This window comes from Pseudotabrizicola sp. L79 (assembly GCF_036553525.1).
In the GTDB taxonomy this organism is placed as follows: domain Bacteria; phylum Pseudomonadota; class Alphaproteobacteria; order Rhodobacterales; family Rhodobacteraceae; genus Pseudotabrizicola.
In genome coordinates this window covers 493,419-506,850 of sequence record NZ_JAZHDA010000053.1, presented here as the reverse complement: position 1 = coordinate 506,850, position 13,432 = coordinate 493,419, and the positions used below count along the sequence as shown (strand labels likewise).

General features: G+C 61.8%; 14 protein-coding genes. 8 read left to right on the top strand and 6 right to left on the bottom strand.

Annotated features, from left to right (window positions below; translation table 11 throughout):
• The first annotated feature begins 2 nt into the window (after positions 1–2).
• The 6 genes from V3C85_RS17395 (at position 3) to V3C85_RS17370 (ending at position 5,547) form a co-directional block, all read left to right on the top strand.
• Positions 3–974: an FAD:protein FMN transferase gene (locus tag V3C85_RS17395; RefSeq protein WP_331796685.1), complete on the top strand. Its 972-nt coding sequence runs from the start codon at positions 3–5 to the stop codon at positions 972–974.
• A gap of 178 nt (positions 975–1,152) precedes the next feature.
• Positions 1,153–1,557 (top strand): CBS domain-containing protein, encoded by a 405-nt coding sequence (locus V3C85_RS17390; RefSeq protein ID WP_331796683.1) that lies wholly within the window; start codon positions 1,153–1,155, stop codon positions 1,555–1,557.
• A gap of 61 nt (positions 1,558–1,618) precedes the next feature.
• Positions 1,619–2,464: an arsenate reductase/protein-tyrosine-phosphatase family protein gene (locus V3C85_RS17385; RefSeq protein WP_331796681.1), complete on the top strand. Its 846-nt coding sequence runs from the start codon at positions 1,619–1,621 to the stop codon at positions 2,462–2,464.
• 5 nt (positions 2,465–2,469) lie between these two features.
• Positions 2,470–3,477, top strand: a complete 1,008-nt coding sequence (locus V3C85_RS17380; RefSeq protein ID WP_331796679.1) for an ArsJ-associated glyceraldehyde-3-phosphate dehydrogenase — start codon at positions 2,470–2,472, stop codon at positions 3,475–3,477.
• A gap of 92 nt (positions 3,478–3,569) precedes the next feature.
• Positions 3,570–4,817, top strand: coding sequence for an organoarsenical effux MFS transporter ArsJ (arsJ, locus tag V3C85_RS17375; protein WP_331796677.1), 1,248 nt, complete (start codon positions 3,570–3,572; stop codon positions 4,815–4,817).
• Positions 4,818–4,965: 148 nt separating this feature from the next.
• Complete coding sequence (locus V3C85_RS17370; protein WP_331796675.1) at positions 4,966–5,547, top strand: DUF4202 domain-containing protein; 582 nt, start codon at positions 4,966–4,968, stop codon at positions 5,545–5,547.
• 89 nt (positions 5,548–5,636) lie between these two features.
• Here V3C85_RS17370 and V3C85_RS17365 read toward each other — a convergent pair whose 3' ends face one another.
• The 3 genes from V3C85_RS17365 to V3C85_RS17355 form a co-directional block, all read right to left on the bottom strand.
• A complete protein-coding gene (locus tag V3C85_RS17365; protein WP_445942037.1) occupies positions 5,637–6,395 on the bottom strand; it encodes an ATP-binding cassette domain-containing protein in 759 nt (252 codons plus the stop codon).
• Positions 6,396–6,423: 28 nt separating this feature from the next.
• Positions 6,424–7,545: an ABC transporter permease gene (locus V3C85_RS17360; RefSeq protein ID WP_331796672.1), complete on the bottom strand. Its 1,122-nt coding sequence runs from the start codon at positions 7,543–7,545 to the stop codon at positions 6,424–6,426.
• A gap of 75 nt (positions 7,546–7,620) precedes the next feature.
• Entirely contained in the window at positions 7,621–8,571 is a 951-nt protein-coding gene (locus tag V3C85_RS17355) for a sugar ABC transporter substrate-binding protein (RefSeq protein WP_331796670.1), read from the bottom strand.
• A 281-nt stretch (positions 8,572–8,852) separates the two neighbouring features.
• On the opposite strand from V3C85_RS17355, the gene V3C85_RS17350 reads away from it, so the two are divergent.
• The gene (locus tag V3C85_RS17350; protein WP_331796669.1) at positions 8,853–10,235 is read left to right on the top strand and encodes a bifunctional enoyl-CoA hydratase/phosphate acetyltransferase; all 1,383 of its coding nucleotides are present in this window, start codon (positions 8,853–8,855) and stop codon (positions 10,233–10,235) included.
• A complete protein-coding gene (locus V3C85_RS17345; protein ID WP_331796668.1) occupies positions 10,232–11,392 on the top strand; it encodes an acetate/propionate family kinase in 1,161 nt (386 codons plus the stop codon). The genes V3C85_RS17350 and V3C85_RS17345 overlap by 4 nt, the downstream gene beginning before the upstream one ends.
• 16 nt (positions 11,393–11,408) lie before the next feature.
• Here V3C85_RS17345 and V3C85_RS17340 read toward each other — a convergent pair whose 3' ends face one another.
• Genes V3C85_RS17340 through V3C85_RS17330 form a run of 3 tightly spaced genes read right to left on the bottom strand, consistent with a single transcriptional unit; the run spans position 11,409 to position 13,419 of the window.
• Positions 11,409–12,152 (bottom strand): ribonuclease activity regulator RraA, encoded by a 744-nt coding sequence (locus tag V3C85_RS17340; protein WP_331796667.1) that lies wholly within the window; start codon positions 12,150–12,152, stop codon positions 11,409–11,411.
• A 26-nt stretch (positions 12,153–12,178) separates the two neighbouring features.
• Positions 12,179–13,090: a sugar kinase gene (locus tag V3C85_RS17335; protein WP_331796666.1), complete on the bottom strand. Its 912-nt coding sequence runs from the start codon at positions 13,088–13,090 to the stop codon at positions 12,179–12,181.
• A gap of 17 nt (positions 13,091–13,107) precedes the next feature.
• Positions 13,108–13,419, bottom strand: a complete 312-nt coding sequence (locus V3C85_RS17330) for a cupin domain-containing protein (protein ID WP_331796665.1) — start codon at positions 13,417–13,419, stop codon at positions 13,108–13,110.
• Positions 13,420–13,432: the final 13 nt, after the last annotated feature.

Genomic DNA, 13,432 nt, shown 5'->3' with positions numbered 1-13,432 from the left:
CGATGACACTGACCCGGCGCCGTTTCCTTTTGCTGTCTGGGGCCATGCTGTGCGCCGCGCCCGCGCAGGCTGGGGCAAGCGACGTGTTGCAGATCGAAGGCCCGGCTTTTGGCGCGGGCTGGCGTGTCAGGGTGGCGGCAGGGGCCGATGCGGATGCGATCATTTCTGTGGTCATGGCGGTTGTCGAGCAGATAGACGGGCTGATGTCGCCCTACCGCCCCCAGTCGGAACTGTCGCGCTTTAACAGATGGCACAGCACCGCGCCCATGCCCCTGTCGCCCGCAACCTGCGCCACCTTGGCCGAGGCAAGGCGGATTGCGGCGCTGACAGATGGTGCCTTTGATCCCACGTTGGGCGGCATCACCGGGCGGTTTGGCTTTGGCCCCCTCACAGCGCCGCCGGCGGGCGGGTTTGCCGACATGGCGTTGGTGGATGGCGCCGCAAAAAAGGCGCATCCGGCGCAGACGCTGGATCTGTGCGGCATCGCCAAGGGCCATGCGCTGGATCTGATCATGGCGCGCCTGGCCGATCTGGGCCATGCCGATGCCTTTGTGGAACTTGGCGGCGAGGTGATGGCCCAAGGCCGCCATCCCAGTGGCCGACCATGGCGCGCCGCGATCGAACGGCCCCTGCCGGGGGCCGAGGCCGTGCAGGCGCGCGTGGTGATCAACGGCGAAGCCTTGGCAACATCGGGCGACCGCGCCAATGGCTATGACGTGGCGGGCCGCCGATTTAGCCATATCATCGACCCCCACACGCAGCAGCCCGTGGCGGGGGCTTTGGCCTCGGTTTCGGTGTTTGCGCCCCGTGCCAGCACGGCGGATGCCCTGGCAACGGCACTGTTTGCCATGGGGGCCGACCATGGCCCGGCTTTTGCGCGCGATGCCGGTCTGGCAGCCCTGTTCATGCTGCGCCAAGCCGGGGGTGTGCAGACCATCGCGACGGGCGACTTTGCGCGCCGATATGCGGCTTAGGGGGGGCTATGGCGGGTTTTCTGATCGCATTCTGTCTTGTGGTTCTGGCCGTTGCAGGCCTGTCGCTGGGGGTGATTTTTGGCCGCGCGCCGATCAGGGGGTCTTGCGGGGGGCTGGCCTGCGTGCCCGGGGCGGCCTGCGGGGCCTGCAAAAGGAGCAAGGGCCAAGGGGGTGGCCCATGACCCGCTTTGCCCGCCCGCGTGTGCGCGATTACATGGCCGCCGATCTGGTCACCCTGCGCCCCGAGATGGATATTCTGCAAGCGATGGAGATATTGCTGCACCGCAAGATTTCTGGCGCGCCGGTGGTGGATGCCGCGGGCGCCTTGGTGGGGGTGTTGTCCAAGAAAGATTGCCTGCGGGCCGCCCTGAACGCCGCCTATTTTCAGGAATCGGGTCGCCCCGTCGCCGACTTCATGAGCCGCTCGGTGCAAACGCTGGCCGCCGAGACGGATCTGGTGACTGCGGCCGAGCAGTTCCTTGCCAGCAGCTTTCGCCGCTTTCCTGTGGTGCAGGATGGCCGACTGGTGGGCCAGATCAGCCGGGCCGATGTGCTGCGCGCCTTGGTCGAAAACTGGCACTGACGGCAGCCGTGTTACAAAAACTTCACTGGTCCCTGCCCCGTATTTCCATTAATCGGGAAATATGGAACAAAATCGCGCCGCCCATGCCTTTGCCACCCTTGGTCACCCTGACCGGCTTGCCGTTTTCCGGCTGCTGATGCGCTTTGCCCCGCAAGGGGTGCGCCCCACCGAAATCGCGGCGGCGCTTGGGTTAAAGCCGAACACACTGTCACACCATCTGGCCGATCTGTCGGCTGCGGGGCTGTGCAATGTGGTGCGGCAGGGGCGGTCGCTGTTCTATTCCGTCGATCTTTCCACGGCCGAGTCCCTGATCGGCTTTCTGGCCCTGGATGTGGGCCGCGCCCGGCCCGATCTGCTTGCCCCTCTCATGTCGTCCGAAAAGGAACGCCCCATGGCGCAAAATGATTACAACGTGCTGTTCATCTGCTCGGGCAATTCCGCCCGCTCGATCTTTGCCGAGGCATTGCTGCGCGACCTTGGCCAAGGCAGGTTCCGCGCCCATTCCGCCGGCACCCGGCCAAATTCTGAACTGAACCCGATGGCGATCGAGATTTTGCGCCGCAACGGCCATGACGTGGCACCCCTGCGGTCCAAGCATCTTTCGGAATTTCAGCAGCCCGAGTCCGTGGTGATGGATTTCGTCTTTACCGTTTGCGACACCGCCGCCGCCGAAGAATGCCCGCCATGGCCCGGCCAGCCAATCACCGGCCATTGGGGCCTGCCCGACCCGGTCAAGGCCACAGGCACCGAGGCTGAAAAGGCGCTGGTTTTCGCGCAAACCTATGCTGCCCTGCGGCGCCGGATTCAGGCCTTTGTTGAACTGCCGTTCGACAGCTTGAACCGCCTGTCCCTGCAAACCCGCGTCGATGCCATCGGCAACGATGCCCCCACCCCGAAGAAAGGCTAAGTCCCATGCCCCGTATTGCGCTGAACGGCCTTGGCCGGATTGGAAAACTGGTGCTTCGCGATCTGATCGACACGGGCGCCGCCGGCCAGATCGTATTGCTGAACGACCCGATGGGCGATGCTGGGCAGCATGCCTTGCTGATGGAATTCGACAGCGTGCATGGTCGCTGGCGCACCCCGGTGGGCCATGCCCCGGATGCCTTGGTTCTGAACGGCCAGAGCATTCGCCTGACCCATGAAAAAACCATCGATGCGCTGCCCTTGGCTGAACTGGGCGTCGATCTGGTGATCGATTGCACCGGGGTGTTCAAGACCGCCGCCAAACTGGCCCCCTATTATGCGGCGGGGGTGAAAAAGGTGGTGGTCAGCGCGCCGGTCAAGGATGGCGGGGCACTGAACCTTGTGTATGGCGTGAACCATCAGCTTTACGATGGATCGCAGGCGCTGATCACGGCGGCGTCGTGCACCACCAATTGCCTTGCCCCGGTGGTCAAGGTGATCCACGAGTCCTTGGGCATCAAGCATGGGTCGATCACCACAATCCACGATGTCACCAACACCCAGACCATCGTTGACCGCCCGGCCAAGGATATGCGGCGGGCGCGTTCGGCCCTGATGAATTTGATCCCCACCACCACGGGCAGCGCCACGGCAATCACGCTGATCTACCCCGAGCTTAAGGGCCGCCTGAACGGCCATGCGGTGCGGGTGCCTTTGCTGAATGCCTCGCTGACCGACTGTGTGTTTGAGGTGGAGCGCCCAACCACGGCCGAGGAAGTGAATGCCCTGTTCAAAGCCGCCGCCGAGGGCCCGCTGAACGGGATTCTTGGCTATGAAACACGGCCTTTGGTGTCGTGTGATTTCACCAATGACCCGCGGTCGTCGATCATCGACGGGCCGTCAACCATGGTGATCAACGGCACACAGGTCAAGATTTACGCCTGGTATGATAATGAATGGGGCTATGCCTGCCGTCTGGCCGATATCGTCCGCATGGTTTCCAAAACGCTCTAGCCGCGTTTCATCTGTTCATAAATATCCCGGGGGTCCGGGGGCTGGCCCCCGGCCTCCGCCCGGCAAAGCGCAGCGCGATCAAGGACCAGACCATGACCCAGCCCAATCCTTTGCGTGCCTATGCTGCCGTCACGGCGGCTTATTGGGCCTTTATGCTGTCAGACGGTGCCTTGCGGATGCTGGTTTTGCTGCATTTCAACGGCCTTGGCTTTTCGCCGGTGCAACTGGCCTGGCTGTTCCTGCTGTATGAATTTGCGGGCATCGTGACCAATCTTGCTGCGGGCTGGTTGGCGGCAAGGTTTGGGCTGGCCGCCACGCTGTATGCGGGGCTGGTCTTGCAGATCGGGGCCTTGGTGGCCCTGGCCCAGCTTGACCCAGGTTGGACGGTTGTGGCCTCTGTTGTTTTCGTGATGGCCGTGCAGGGTGTGTCTGGGGTGGCCAAGGATCTGGCCAAGATGTCTTCAAAATCAGCGGTCAAGCTGTTGGCGCCCGCGGCCGAGGGGGGGCTTTTTCGCTGGGTGGCATATCTGACCGGGTCCAAGAATGCGGTCAAGGGGCTTGGGTTTTTCCTTGGCGCGGCCTTGCTGGGGCTGGCCGGGTTTCAGGCGGCTGTCTGGGGTATGGCCGCGGTTCTGGCTGCCATCCTGTTGGCGGTGGTGCTGTTCTTGCCCGCGGGCCTGCCGGGCCGCATGAAGACAGACGAGGCCTGGGGGGGCTGGCGGTCGCCGGATGCGCGGGTAAACCGGCTGTCACTGGCACGGATGTTTCTGTTTGGTGCGCGGGATGTCTGGTTTGTCGTGGGCCTGCCTGTGTATTTCCAGTCAGTCCTGTCTGATGGCACCGCCGAAGGCCGGCGCGAGGCGTTTTTTCTGGTGGGTGGCTTCATGGCGGTTTGGATCATTGCATATGGGGCGGTTCAGGCCCTTGCCCCGCGTCTGTTGGGCGCGCGCACCCAGCCCGAGGATCAGATGGTGCGCAAAGCGGTGCTTTGGTCAGGGTTGTTGGTGCCGATCCCCTTTGCCTTGGCCGTGGCCGCAACCGTTGCTGGTGGGCCCGCGCCTTGGTTGACGGGGGTGCTGGTGGTGGGCCTGTTGGTGTTTGGCTTTGTCTTTGCGATCAATTCCTCGGTTCATTCCTATCTGATCCTTGCCTTTGGGTCGGCCCGGCAGATCACCCGTGATGTTGGCTTTTATTACATGGCCAATGCGGCGGGGCGGTTGATTGGCACGTTGATTTCGGGCCTCAGCTTTCAGATTGGGGGATTGCCGCTGTGCCTTGCTTGTGCCGGTGGCATGGCTTTGTTCAGCTGGTTGGCGGCGCGGCGGATTGTGACGGCCTAGGCCCATGCGCCACCCATGCCCGCTTTGGCGGGCACGGGCAGCGTCTTTCGATGCCAAATGGTTTGGTGACGTGGGTTTCCATGCTAAGGCTGGGGACCATTGCCGCCGGTTGACGGGCAGGCACAGCTTTGACCATCAGGGGCAGATGATGACTGACACTTTTTCCGCGAACAGTGCTTTGGCCCGGGCCTTGCAGGCGATTGATGCCGCAAATGCCGCCGATCCGGGGCAAGAGGACGGGCGCCCGGCTGCGTTGGTGTATGGCGAGCGGATGAGTGTGGAACTGGCGCGGCTGTTTCCAAAGGCCAGCCCGGTGTTGCAGATCGCTGCGCGAGGTCAGCATGTGGAACGCTGGCTGTTGCCGCGCGCGGATTATCCGCAGGGCAAGCAAGGGTATCTGGCCTGGCGGCGCGAACAGGGGCGGCGGCATGGGGAACGGGTGGCGGGCATCATGGCCGATGCGGGTTTTGGCCCCGAAGATTGCGCGCGCGTCGGTGTCTTGCTGCGCAAAGAGGCGCTAAAGCGCGACGACGAGGTGCAGGCGCTGGAAGATGTGATCTGCTTTACGTTTCTGCGGTGGTATTTTGCCGGTTTCGCCCAAGGCAAGGATCCGCTGGCGGTGCAGGACATCGTCGAAAAGACTGCACGCAAGATGTCGGCCGAGGGGCGGGCAAGGGCATTGGCCGAGTTTGACCTGCCGCCCGAGCTTACCGCTGCATTCCGCGACTAAGGCCAGAAAGCAGGCCACCCGGATCGCGGCACAGCCTGTGCGTGATCCGGGTGGCGCAAAAGTGCGGTCTTGCTGCGTGGGGCGGGGGATCAGACGGTGCCGCCCAAGCTGCCTTCCAGTTCTGCCAACTCTTGCCCGCCGGCCATCAGGTCTTGCAACTCTTCCGGCGTGATCTGCCCGCGTTGCGCCGTGCCAAGGGTCCGGCCACGGTTCAACACGGTAAAGCTGTCACCCACGGCCATCGCATGGCGGACGTTATGGGTGATGAACACCACCGCCACACCCTGTTTGCGCACCTTGTCGATGGTCGCCAGCACATTGGCCGTCTGGCGCACACCCAAGGCGGATGTGGGTTCATCAAGGATGAGCACCTTGGCCCCGAAATAGACGGCCCGTGCGATGGCAACGGTTTGCCGCTCTCCGCCGGACAGGGTGCCCACGGCCTGATCGGGCCCGCGCAGGTTGATGCCCATCTTGCGCATCTCATCCATGGTCACGTCATTGGCATGGGCGTGGTCAAAGAACCGGAATGGCCCGACCTTGCGCAGGGGTTCGTTGCCCATAAAGAAGTTGCGGCTGACCGACATCAGCGGGATCATGGCAAGATCCTGATAAACCGTGGCAATGCCCGCATTGATCGAGTCACGCGGCTTGTCGAAGTGCATCGGTTTGTTTTCGAACAGGATTTCGCCCTTGGTGGGTTTGTGAACACCGGACATCGTCTTGATGAAGGTCGATTTCCCGGCGCCATTGTCGCCCAGCAGGCAGTGGCATTCGCCCGGATAAATATCGATCGACACGCCTGCCAGCGCGATCACGGCGCCGAAGTGCTTTTCGATGTTCTTCATCCGCAAAAGAGGAGCGCGTGTGTGCATCTTATCGTTCTCCGGTAATCAGGCGGCGGACATAGGTGTTCAGGATCACGGCAAACAGCAGGATCACCCCCAGAAACACCCGGAACAAAGAGCTTTCGACCCCGGCAAAGAACAGCCCCTGCTGCACCACGCCAAAGATCAGCGCGCCAAGGGCAGCCCCGATGACCGACCCATACCCCCCTGTCAAAAGCGCGCCGCCGATGACCACGGCGATGATCGCCTCAAATTCCTTGAGAAGCCCACGGTCCGCCCCGGCCGAGCCGAATTCGATCACCTGACAGGTGGCAAAGACGGTGGCGCAAAAGGCGGTGAACATGAACATCAGAATCTTGACGCGGTTCACCGGCACCCCGGCATAGCTGGCCGCCTGTGCATCACCGCCAGCGGCGAAAATCCAGTTTCCAAACCGTGTGCGCGTCAGCACGATATGCCCGACCACCACAAGAGCAAGCGCCCAGACAATCAGCATCGGAATACCATCAACCACCGGTTTGCCCTGTTGGCTGCCGCGGTCAAAAGTTGCGATCAGCCCGTTTTCGCCCAGCCAGACGAACAAGCCCGTCAGGATCTTGCCGCCAAACAGGGGGGCCAGCCAATCACCCACGGCCGCATCGGAAATGCCGCCGATGATGGTCTTGCGCTCGATCGTCTGGGGGAAAAAGATCGTGAACCCGCGCAGAATGAACAAAGAGGCCAGCGTAACGATAAAGCTGGGCAGGCCCGTGCGAACGACGATGTAGCCATTCAGCGCCCCGATCAGGGTGCAGACCAAAAAGGTGATCAGGATGGCCACCCAGATCGGCCAGCCCAGCGTCACCGAAAAGATCGCGATCATCATGCCCGCAAAGCCGATCATCGACCCGACCGACAGGTCGAATTCCCCGGCAATCATCAGCAGGCACGCCCCCACGGCGATGATCATGAACTGGGCGGAAACCTGGCTCCAGTTCATCACGCCCTGGCTGCTGAACATGCCGCTGTCCGAGGCAAACAGAAAGAACATCGCAAAAACAACGATGGTGCCGATCATGCCGCCAAGTTCGGGGCGGATCAGAGACTCGCGCAGGCGGGAACGGGTCTTGATCCGCTCGTCCGTGTGCGATTGGGTTGGGGTGTCAGACATGTTGGCCTCGTGAAACCGGGGATGTCGAAAAAAGAAGGGCGGCCAGATTGGCTGGCCGCCCCGGTTCATTCACGATCAGCGGTATTCGCCAGCGAAGGCTTCGACCTTTTCCAGCGCCGTAGCGGTCACAAAGCCCGGCCCCGAGTTGATGTTGTTGCCCGGCAGAACGCCGTAGCGATCATAGTTGGTCAGGACCACAACCGGCAGATAGGCCTGCAAGAAGGGCTGCTGGTCGATGCCCCACTTGATCACGCCTGCCTTGATGCCTTTGACGATGTCTTCGCCCAGATCAAAGGTGCCAAAGTAGATGTCGCCTGCCATGCCGTTTTCTTCCAGCGCCAGCAGCGTCGGGTCGGCCGAGGTGGGGCCAAGCGTCAGGATCGCGTCGGTGTCGGGGTTGGCCGACAGATAGGCCATGACCTTGTTCTTGATTTCCGACGGGTCTTGGCCCGAGTCGATCATCTGATTGCCCAACTCGATGCCCAGACCATCGGCAAAGCCCTGGCACCGCTCGGTCGAAGATGGCGACGAGATGTAGTGGTTCACGCACAGGAACGAGGTCACGCCATCGCCCTTGGCCCGCATGCCAGCGGCAAGGCCCGCGTCATATTCGGGCTGGCCAACATACATCAGCGCCCCCACGGCGCGCGCCTGATCGGGCGTGCCGGAATTCATGATGACCACATCAATGCCCGCATCAACGGCGGCGCGGATCGGGCCAGACAGAACATCGGGGTCTGACAGGGTGGTGATGATGCCATCGGGGTTCGAGGCTGCCACCTGCTCGATGATGCGGGCCATATCGGCCAGATCGCCGGTCGGGGGGTTGCGATATTCGACGGTTACGCCCATCTGCTCGCCCGCCAGGGCCAAGGCGTTCTTGATGGTATTCCACCAGCTGTCGCTGTCGGGCGCATGGCTGACCAGCACATAGCGTTCGCCTTCGGCGGATGCCGTGGTGGCCATCATCATCGGCATTGCGGCCGCTGTCGCCAACAGTGCCGCCTTCTTGATCATTGATGTCATCGTAACCTCCCAGTTGCGTCGTTTTATCTTGAAGCACAGGCCCTCACCCGCCCGGCGACTCAGGATAACCACAATCATGCCATTCTTGCAACCGGTTGCAATAGTTTTCGCAACCGCTTGCAATTTTGCGAAGTGGCCCACAGCCTTTGCACACCGCCGATGAATTCCGCATCGGTTGGCCAGGGGGCAGGCCAATCGGCGAACTGGGTCAGTGGTGGCCCTTGACAGTCGGGGCATTGACCGTTCCGGTGCCGGGGGCGAAACGATCAGGAGTTGGGCCGATGCGCATCGTGAACAAGACATTCACCGAACTGGCTGTCGGAGATGTGGCGGAACAGCGCCGCCTGATCACGCAGGATGATCTGTATGTCTTTGCCGTTTCGTCAGGCAATCATAACCCGATGCATCTGACCGACAGCGATCTGGATGGCGATGGCAAGACCGAGCGCGTGGCGCCGGGTATGTTTGTGGCCTCGCTTATTTCTGCGGTTTTGGGAATGCAACTGCCGGGGGCGGGAACCCTGTATCGGCAACAGATGCTGAACTTTCATGCCCGCGCCCATGCGGGCGAGGAATTGATCTGCCGGGTGGAAGTGCTGGAAAAACTGCCTGACGGCGCCGTGCGGCTGTCTACCACGGTGCGCCGCGTTGCGGATGATTCCGTGATTTTGACGGGCGAAGCGGTGGTGGATGCACCCGTTGCCAAATTTGATTGCGATGCGCTTGATCTGCCCGGACTGATCGTTCAACGCCATCGGCACTTTGAGGCCCTGCTGGCAAGGGCCCGCCCGCTGCCCGCCTTGCCTACAGCCGTGGTCTGCCCCGATGATGCCAAATCGTTGGACGGGGCCTTGTTGGCGATGCGTGAAAGCATCATCACCCCCATCCTGATCGGGATGGCGGATCGCATCCGCGCCGCTGCGATTGACATCGGCGCTGACCTGACGGGGATCGAAATCATCGACTGCCCGACCGACATTGGTGCCGCGACCCTTGCCTGCACGTTGGTCAATGAGGGCCGGGCCGCTGCCGTGATGAAGGGCCATCTGCACACCGAAGATCTGTTGAAACCCATGCTTGACAAGGTGGCAGGGCTGCGGATGGGGCGACGCTTTACCCATGTGTTCGTGATGGATGTGCCGGGCCAGCCTGAACCGGTGATGGTGACAGATGCGGCCATCAATATCGCCCCTGATCTGGCGACCAAGGTTGATATTTGCCAGAACGCCATCGATCTGGCCCTGTCCTTGGGAATGGAGCCGCGGGTCGGGGTGTTGTCGGCCGTGGAAACGGTGAACCCGGCCATTCAATCGTCGATTGATGCCGCCCTCTTGTCGAAAATGGCGGATCGTGGCCAGATCAGCGGTGGGTTGGTCGAAGGGCCTTTGGCGATGGATAACGCTGTGGATATGGGGGCTGCGCGCACCAAGGGGCTGAAGGGTATGGTTGCGGGGCGCGCCAATATTCTGGTGGTGCCAGATATTGATGCCGGCAACATGCTGGCCAAGCAACTGGCCTTTATGAGCCATGCCGAAAGCGCGGGCCTTGTGCTGGGGGCCAAGGTGCCGGTGATTTTGAACAGCCGGTCTGACAGTGCCATGTCGCGGCTTGCATCCTGCGCCGTGGCAGCGGTGCATCATTTTGCCAGTGGGGCACGGGGATGACGCGGGCCGTTCTGACGCTGAATGCCGGGTCATCTTCGCTGAAAGTGGCGTTGTTTCCAGCCAAGGGCGACGCGCCGCTGGCGGTGGGTCTGGTAGACAGGATCGGCCCCGAAGCGCAGATCACCCTGAAGATGGGCAGCGGTGCGGCCCTGCCGGCCAGTGGCGATCTGACCAGCCATCTGGGCGCGATGCATGCGGTGCTTGATGGCTTTCGGGGCCAATGGCCGGATCTTGATCTGGTGGCCGTTGGTCATCGGGTGGTTCATGGGGGGGCCGATTTCGCGGCACCTGCCATTGTTGATGACGCGGTTCTTGATCAGCTTGACCGCTTGTCACCCTTTGCGCCTTTGCATCAGCCACACAATCTGACGGGTATTCGTGCGGCCATCGCCAGCTTTCCCGATGTGCCGCAGGTGGCCTGCTTTGACACGGCCTTTCACCGCAACCACCCTTGGGTCAACGATACCTATGCCCTGCCGCAGCGCTTTTACGATCAGGGCGTTCGGCGCTATGGGTTTCATGGGCTAAGCTATGAATATGTGTCGGGTGAATTCGCTCGCATCGCCCCCGATCTGGCCAAGGGCCGGGTTGTGGTGGCCCATCTGGGCAATGGCGCTTCGCTTTGCGCGATAGAGGGCGGGCGTTCCATGGCCTCGACCATGGGGTTTTCACCGCTTGATGGCCTTGCCATGGGCACGCGGTGCGGCCAGATCGACCCTGGCGTGATCCTGTATCTGATGGATCAGCAAGGGATGGATGCCGCCGCCATTTCAGACCTGCTGTATAAGCAATCCGGTCTGTTGGGCCTGTCTGGCCTGTCCAACGACATGCGCACCCTTGCCGCCGCGCAAAGCCCCAAGGCGCAGGATGCGATCGCCTATTTCTGTGCGCGGTGCCAGCGTGAAATTGCGTCGATGGCGGCGGCGATGGGGGGCATGGATGCGCTGATTTTCTGTGGCGGCATCGGCGAAAATGCCCGTGGGATCCGGGCACTGATCTGTGACCGGTTGGGGTGGATGGGGGTGGCGGTTGACCCTGCCCGCAATGCGGAAAATCTGGGCCGTGTTTCGCCCGATGCAGCCCAGGTGCCGGTCTTTGTCATCCCCACGAACGAGGAACTGGTGATCGCCCGCGCCGCGCGTGCGGCTGTGCAATAGGTGCGATGGCGCGCTGTCAGCTGGCCCTGCTGGTTTGCCACGCCTTGAACCGCAGTAAAGTCTCTGGGTAAGTTGGCGGGTAAAGCCCGATGATCGGTACGCCGCGCCTGACTTCTTCCATCACAAAGGTCTCGAACAATTCCATCCCCTCGCTTTCCTCGGCAAGGTCGTTGGCAAGATGGCGTGGGATGATCATCACGCCATCCCCATCGCCCAAAACGATATCCCCTGAATAGACTGCGACGCCGCCACAGGCGATTGGCAGGCCGATATCCACAGCATGATGTTTGGTCAGATTGGTCGGGGCCGAAGGCTTTGCAGCAAAAACCGGCATATCCAGAGCCGCAGCCCCGGCTGCGTCGCGAATGCCGCCATCGGTGACCACGCCGGCAGCCCCACGAATGGCAAGCCGGGTCAGCAAGATTGACCCAGCCGAAGCGGCAGAGGCATCGCCTCGGCAATCCATCACCAGCACTGCGCCTGCTGGGCATTCCTCGATGGCGACGCGTTGGGGGTGATCAGCCTCACGAAAAGCATCCAGCGGGTCGGTATCGGGCCGTGCAGGTATATAACGCAGTGTATAGGCAGGGCCGACCATGGGCTGTTTGCCCGGTGCCAAGGGGGTGACCCCCTGCACATACGCATTGTGATAGCCGCGTTTGAACAGTAGCGTTGCGATGGTTGCTGTGCTGGCCTGTGCCAAGCGGGCCAGAGTCTCGGGCAGCAGCGGCATCGTGTCGGCGGGGGGAGGGTTCGGCATCTGGCTGTTCCTTTGCAACGCGGTGGTCAGGGCCCGAAGGGGATGGGATCTACTGGCACAAGCGCGCCTCTGCCCTGAACCACGAGGCCTGCCAAGCGGCACGCCGCGGCGATGCAATCTGTGATGTGTTTGCCCTCGTGCAGGCCCGCCAGAGCGGCGGCGTTGAAACTGTCACCTGCGGCTGTGGTATCGACAATGGCCGTCAGGGGGGGCACGGGGACAAGGCCACTTTCAGTGCCATGGCTGTAATACACGGCCTCGGCACCATTCTTGACGATGATCGTGCAAACCCCCTGCGCGGCATAGCGGTCTGCTGTTGCCTTGGGGTCTGTATCGCCAAACCAATGCGCTTCATCCTCGAATGAGGGGAGCGCGATGTCACTGACCGCAGCGGCCTGCATGATCGTCTGCGTCATCTCGGTCGTATCCGACCAAAGACGGGGCCGCAGGTTCGGGTCAAACGCAATGGTCTTGCCTGCAGTCCGCGCTGTGCGCACTGCATCCATCAGGCGCATGCGGGCGTCGGGGGCCAAAATCGCAAGGGTAATCCCAGAAAAATAGATCAGGTCTGCATCTTTCAGGGCCTGTTCAAGAAATGAAGGATCATCTGCCAGGCGCCGCGCTGCTGACTGCCCGCGCCAATAAGAAAAGCTCCGCTCTCCGTCCTTGAGAGAAATAAGGTATAGCCCCACCGTTAGGCCTGACAGAGTTCGGATTTGGCCGTCGTCGATGCCGCCAGCCACAATCGCCGAACGCAATTGGCCGGAAATGGCATCATCTCCCACAGCGGACAGGAAGGAGACAGAGGACGCCGGTCGGATGCGTGCCAGATACCATGCGGTGTTGAAAGTATCACCTGCAAAGCCCAAGCGATACTCCCCTTCCGTATCGGCCGGGGCCAGCTCTGCCATGCATTCGCCGATTGCAAGAAACCGCATGTCAGCTGCCCCCATTGTTAAAGAAAATCGTCGCGGCGCGGTGTAAAGCAATCGACCAATGTGCCCGGTTGCAGGCAGACACAGCCATGCTCTTGCCCGGAAGGGATGACAAAACTGTCCCCGGGGCCGACCTCTCGCTGTTCATCGCCCAGCGTGAAGCGAAAGCGCCCACTTTCCACATAGGTCGATTGCACATGCGGGTGGCTGTGCAGTGCCCCGACCGCACCTTCCGCTGCAAAGCGGAAGGCTACAACCATCAGATCAGGATGGTCAGACAGAACCTGTCGGGTGACGTTATCGCCGGTTGTGACAATCGGAAATCTGGTCATCTGTGTTCCTTGT

Bases quoted from the DNA above. Each gene is read 5' to 3' on its own strand.
- V3C85_RS17395 (WP_331796685.1), top strand. From the start codon at position 3: ATGACACTGACCCGGCGCCGTTTCCTTTTGCTGTCTGGGGCCATGCTG.
- V3C85_RS17390 (WP_331796683.1), top strand. From the start codon at position 1,153: ATGACCCGCTTTGCCCGCCCGCGTGTGCGCGATTACATGGCCGCCGAT.
- V3C85_RS17385 (WP_331796681.1), top strand. From the start codon at position 1,619: ATGGAACAAAATCGCGCCGCCCATGCCTTTGCCACCCTTGGTCACCCT.
- V3C85_RS17380 (WP_331796679.1), top strand. From the start codon at position 2,470: ATGCCCCGTATTGCGCTGAACGGCCTTGGCCGGATTGGAAAACTGGTG.
- arsJ (WP_331796677.1), top strand. From the start codon at position 3,570: ATGACCCAGCCCAATCCTTTGCGTGCCTATGCTGCCGTCACGGCGGCT.
- V3C85_RS17370 (WP_331796675.1), top strand. From the start codon at position 4,966: ATGACTGACACTTTTTCCGCGAACAGTGCTTTGGCCCGGGCCTTGCAG.
- V3C85_RS17365 (WP_445942037.1), bottom strand. From the start codon at position 6,395: ATGAAGAACATCGAAAAGCACTTCGGCGCCGTGATCGCGCTGGCAGGC.
- V3C85_RS17360 (WP_331796672.1), bottom strand. From the start codon at position 7,545: ATGTCTGACACCCCAACCCAATCGCACACGGACGAGCGGATCAAGACC.
- V3C85_RS17355 (WP_331796670.1), bottom strand. From the start codon at position 8,571: ATGACATCAATGATCAAGAAGGCGGCACTGTTGGCGACAGCGGCCGCA.
- V3C85_RS17350 (WP_331796669.1), top strand. From the start codon at position 8,853: ATGCGCATCGTGAACAAGACATTCACCGAACTGGCTGTCGGAGATGTG.
- V3C85_RS17345 (WP_331796668.1), top strand. From the start codon at position 10,232: ATGACGCGGGCCGTTCTGACGCTGAATGCCGGGTCATCTTCGCTGAAA.
- V3C85_RS17340 (WP_331796667.1), bottom strand. From the start codon at position 12,152: ATGCCGAACCCTCCCCCCGCCGACACGATGCCGCTGCTGCCCGAGACT.
- V3C85_RS17335 (WP_331796666.1), bottom strand. From the start codon at position 13,090: ATGCGGTTTCTTGCAATCGGCGAATGCATGGCAGAGCTGGCCCCGGCC.
- V3C85_RS17330 (WP_331796665.1), bottom strand. From the start codon at position 13,419: ATGACCAGATTTCCGATTGTCACAACCGGCGATAACGTCACCCGACAG.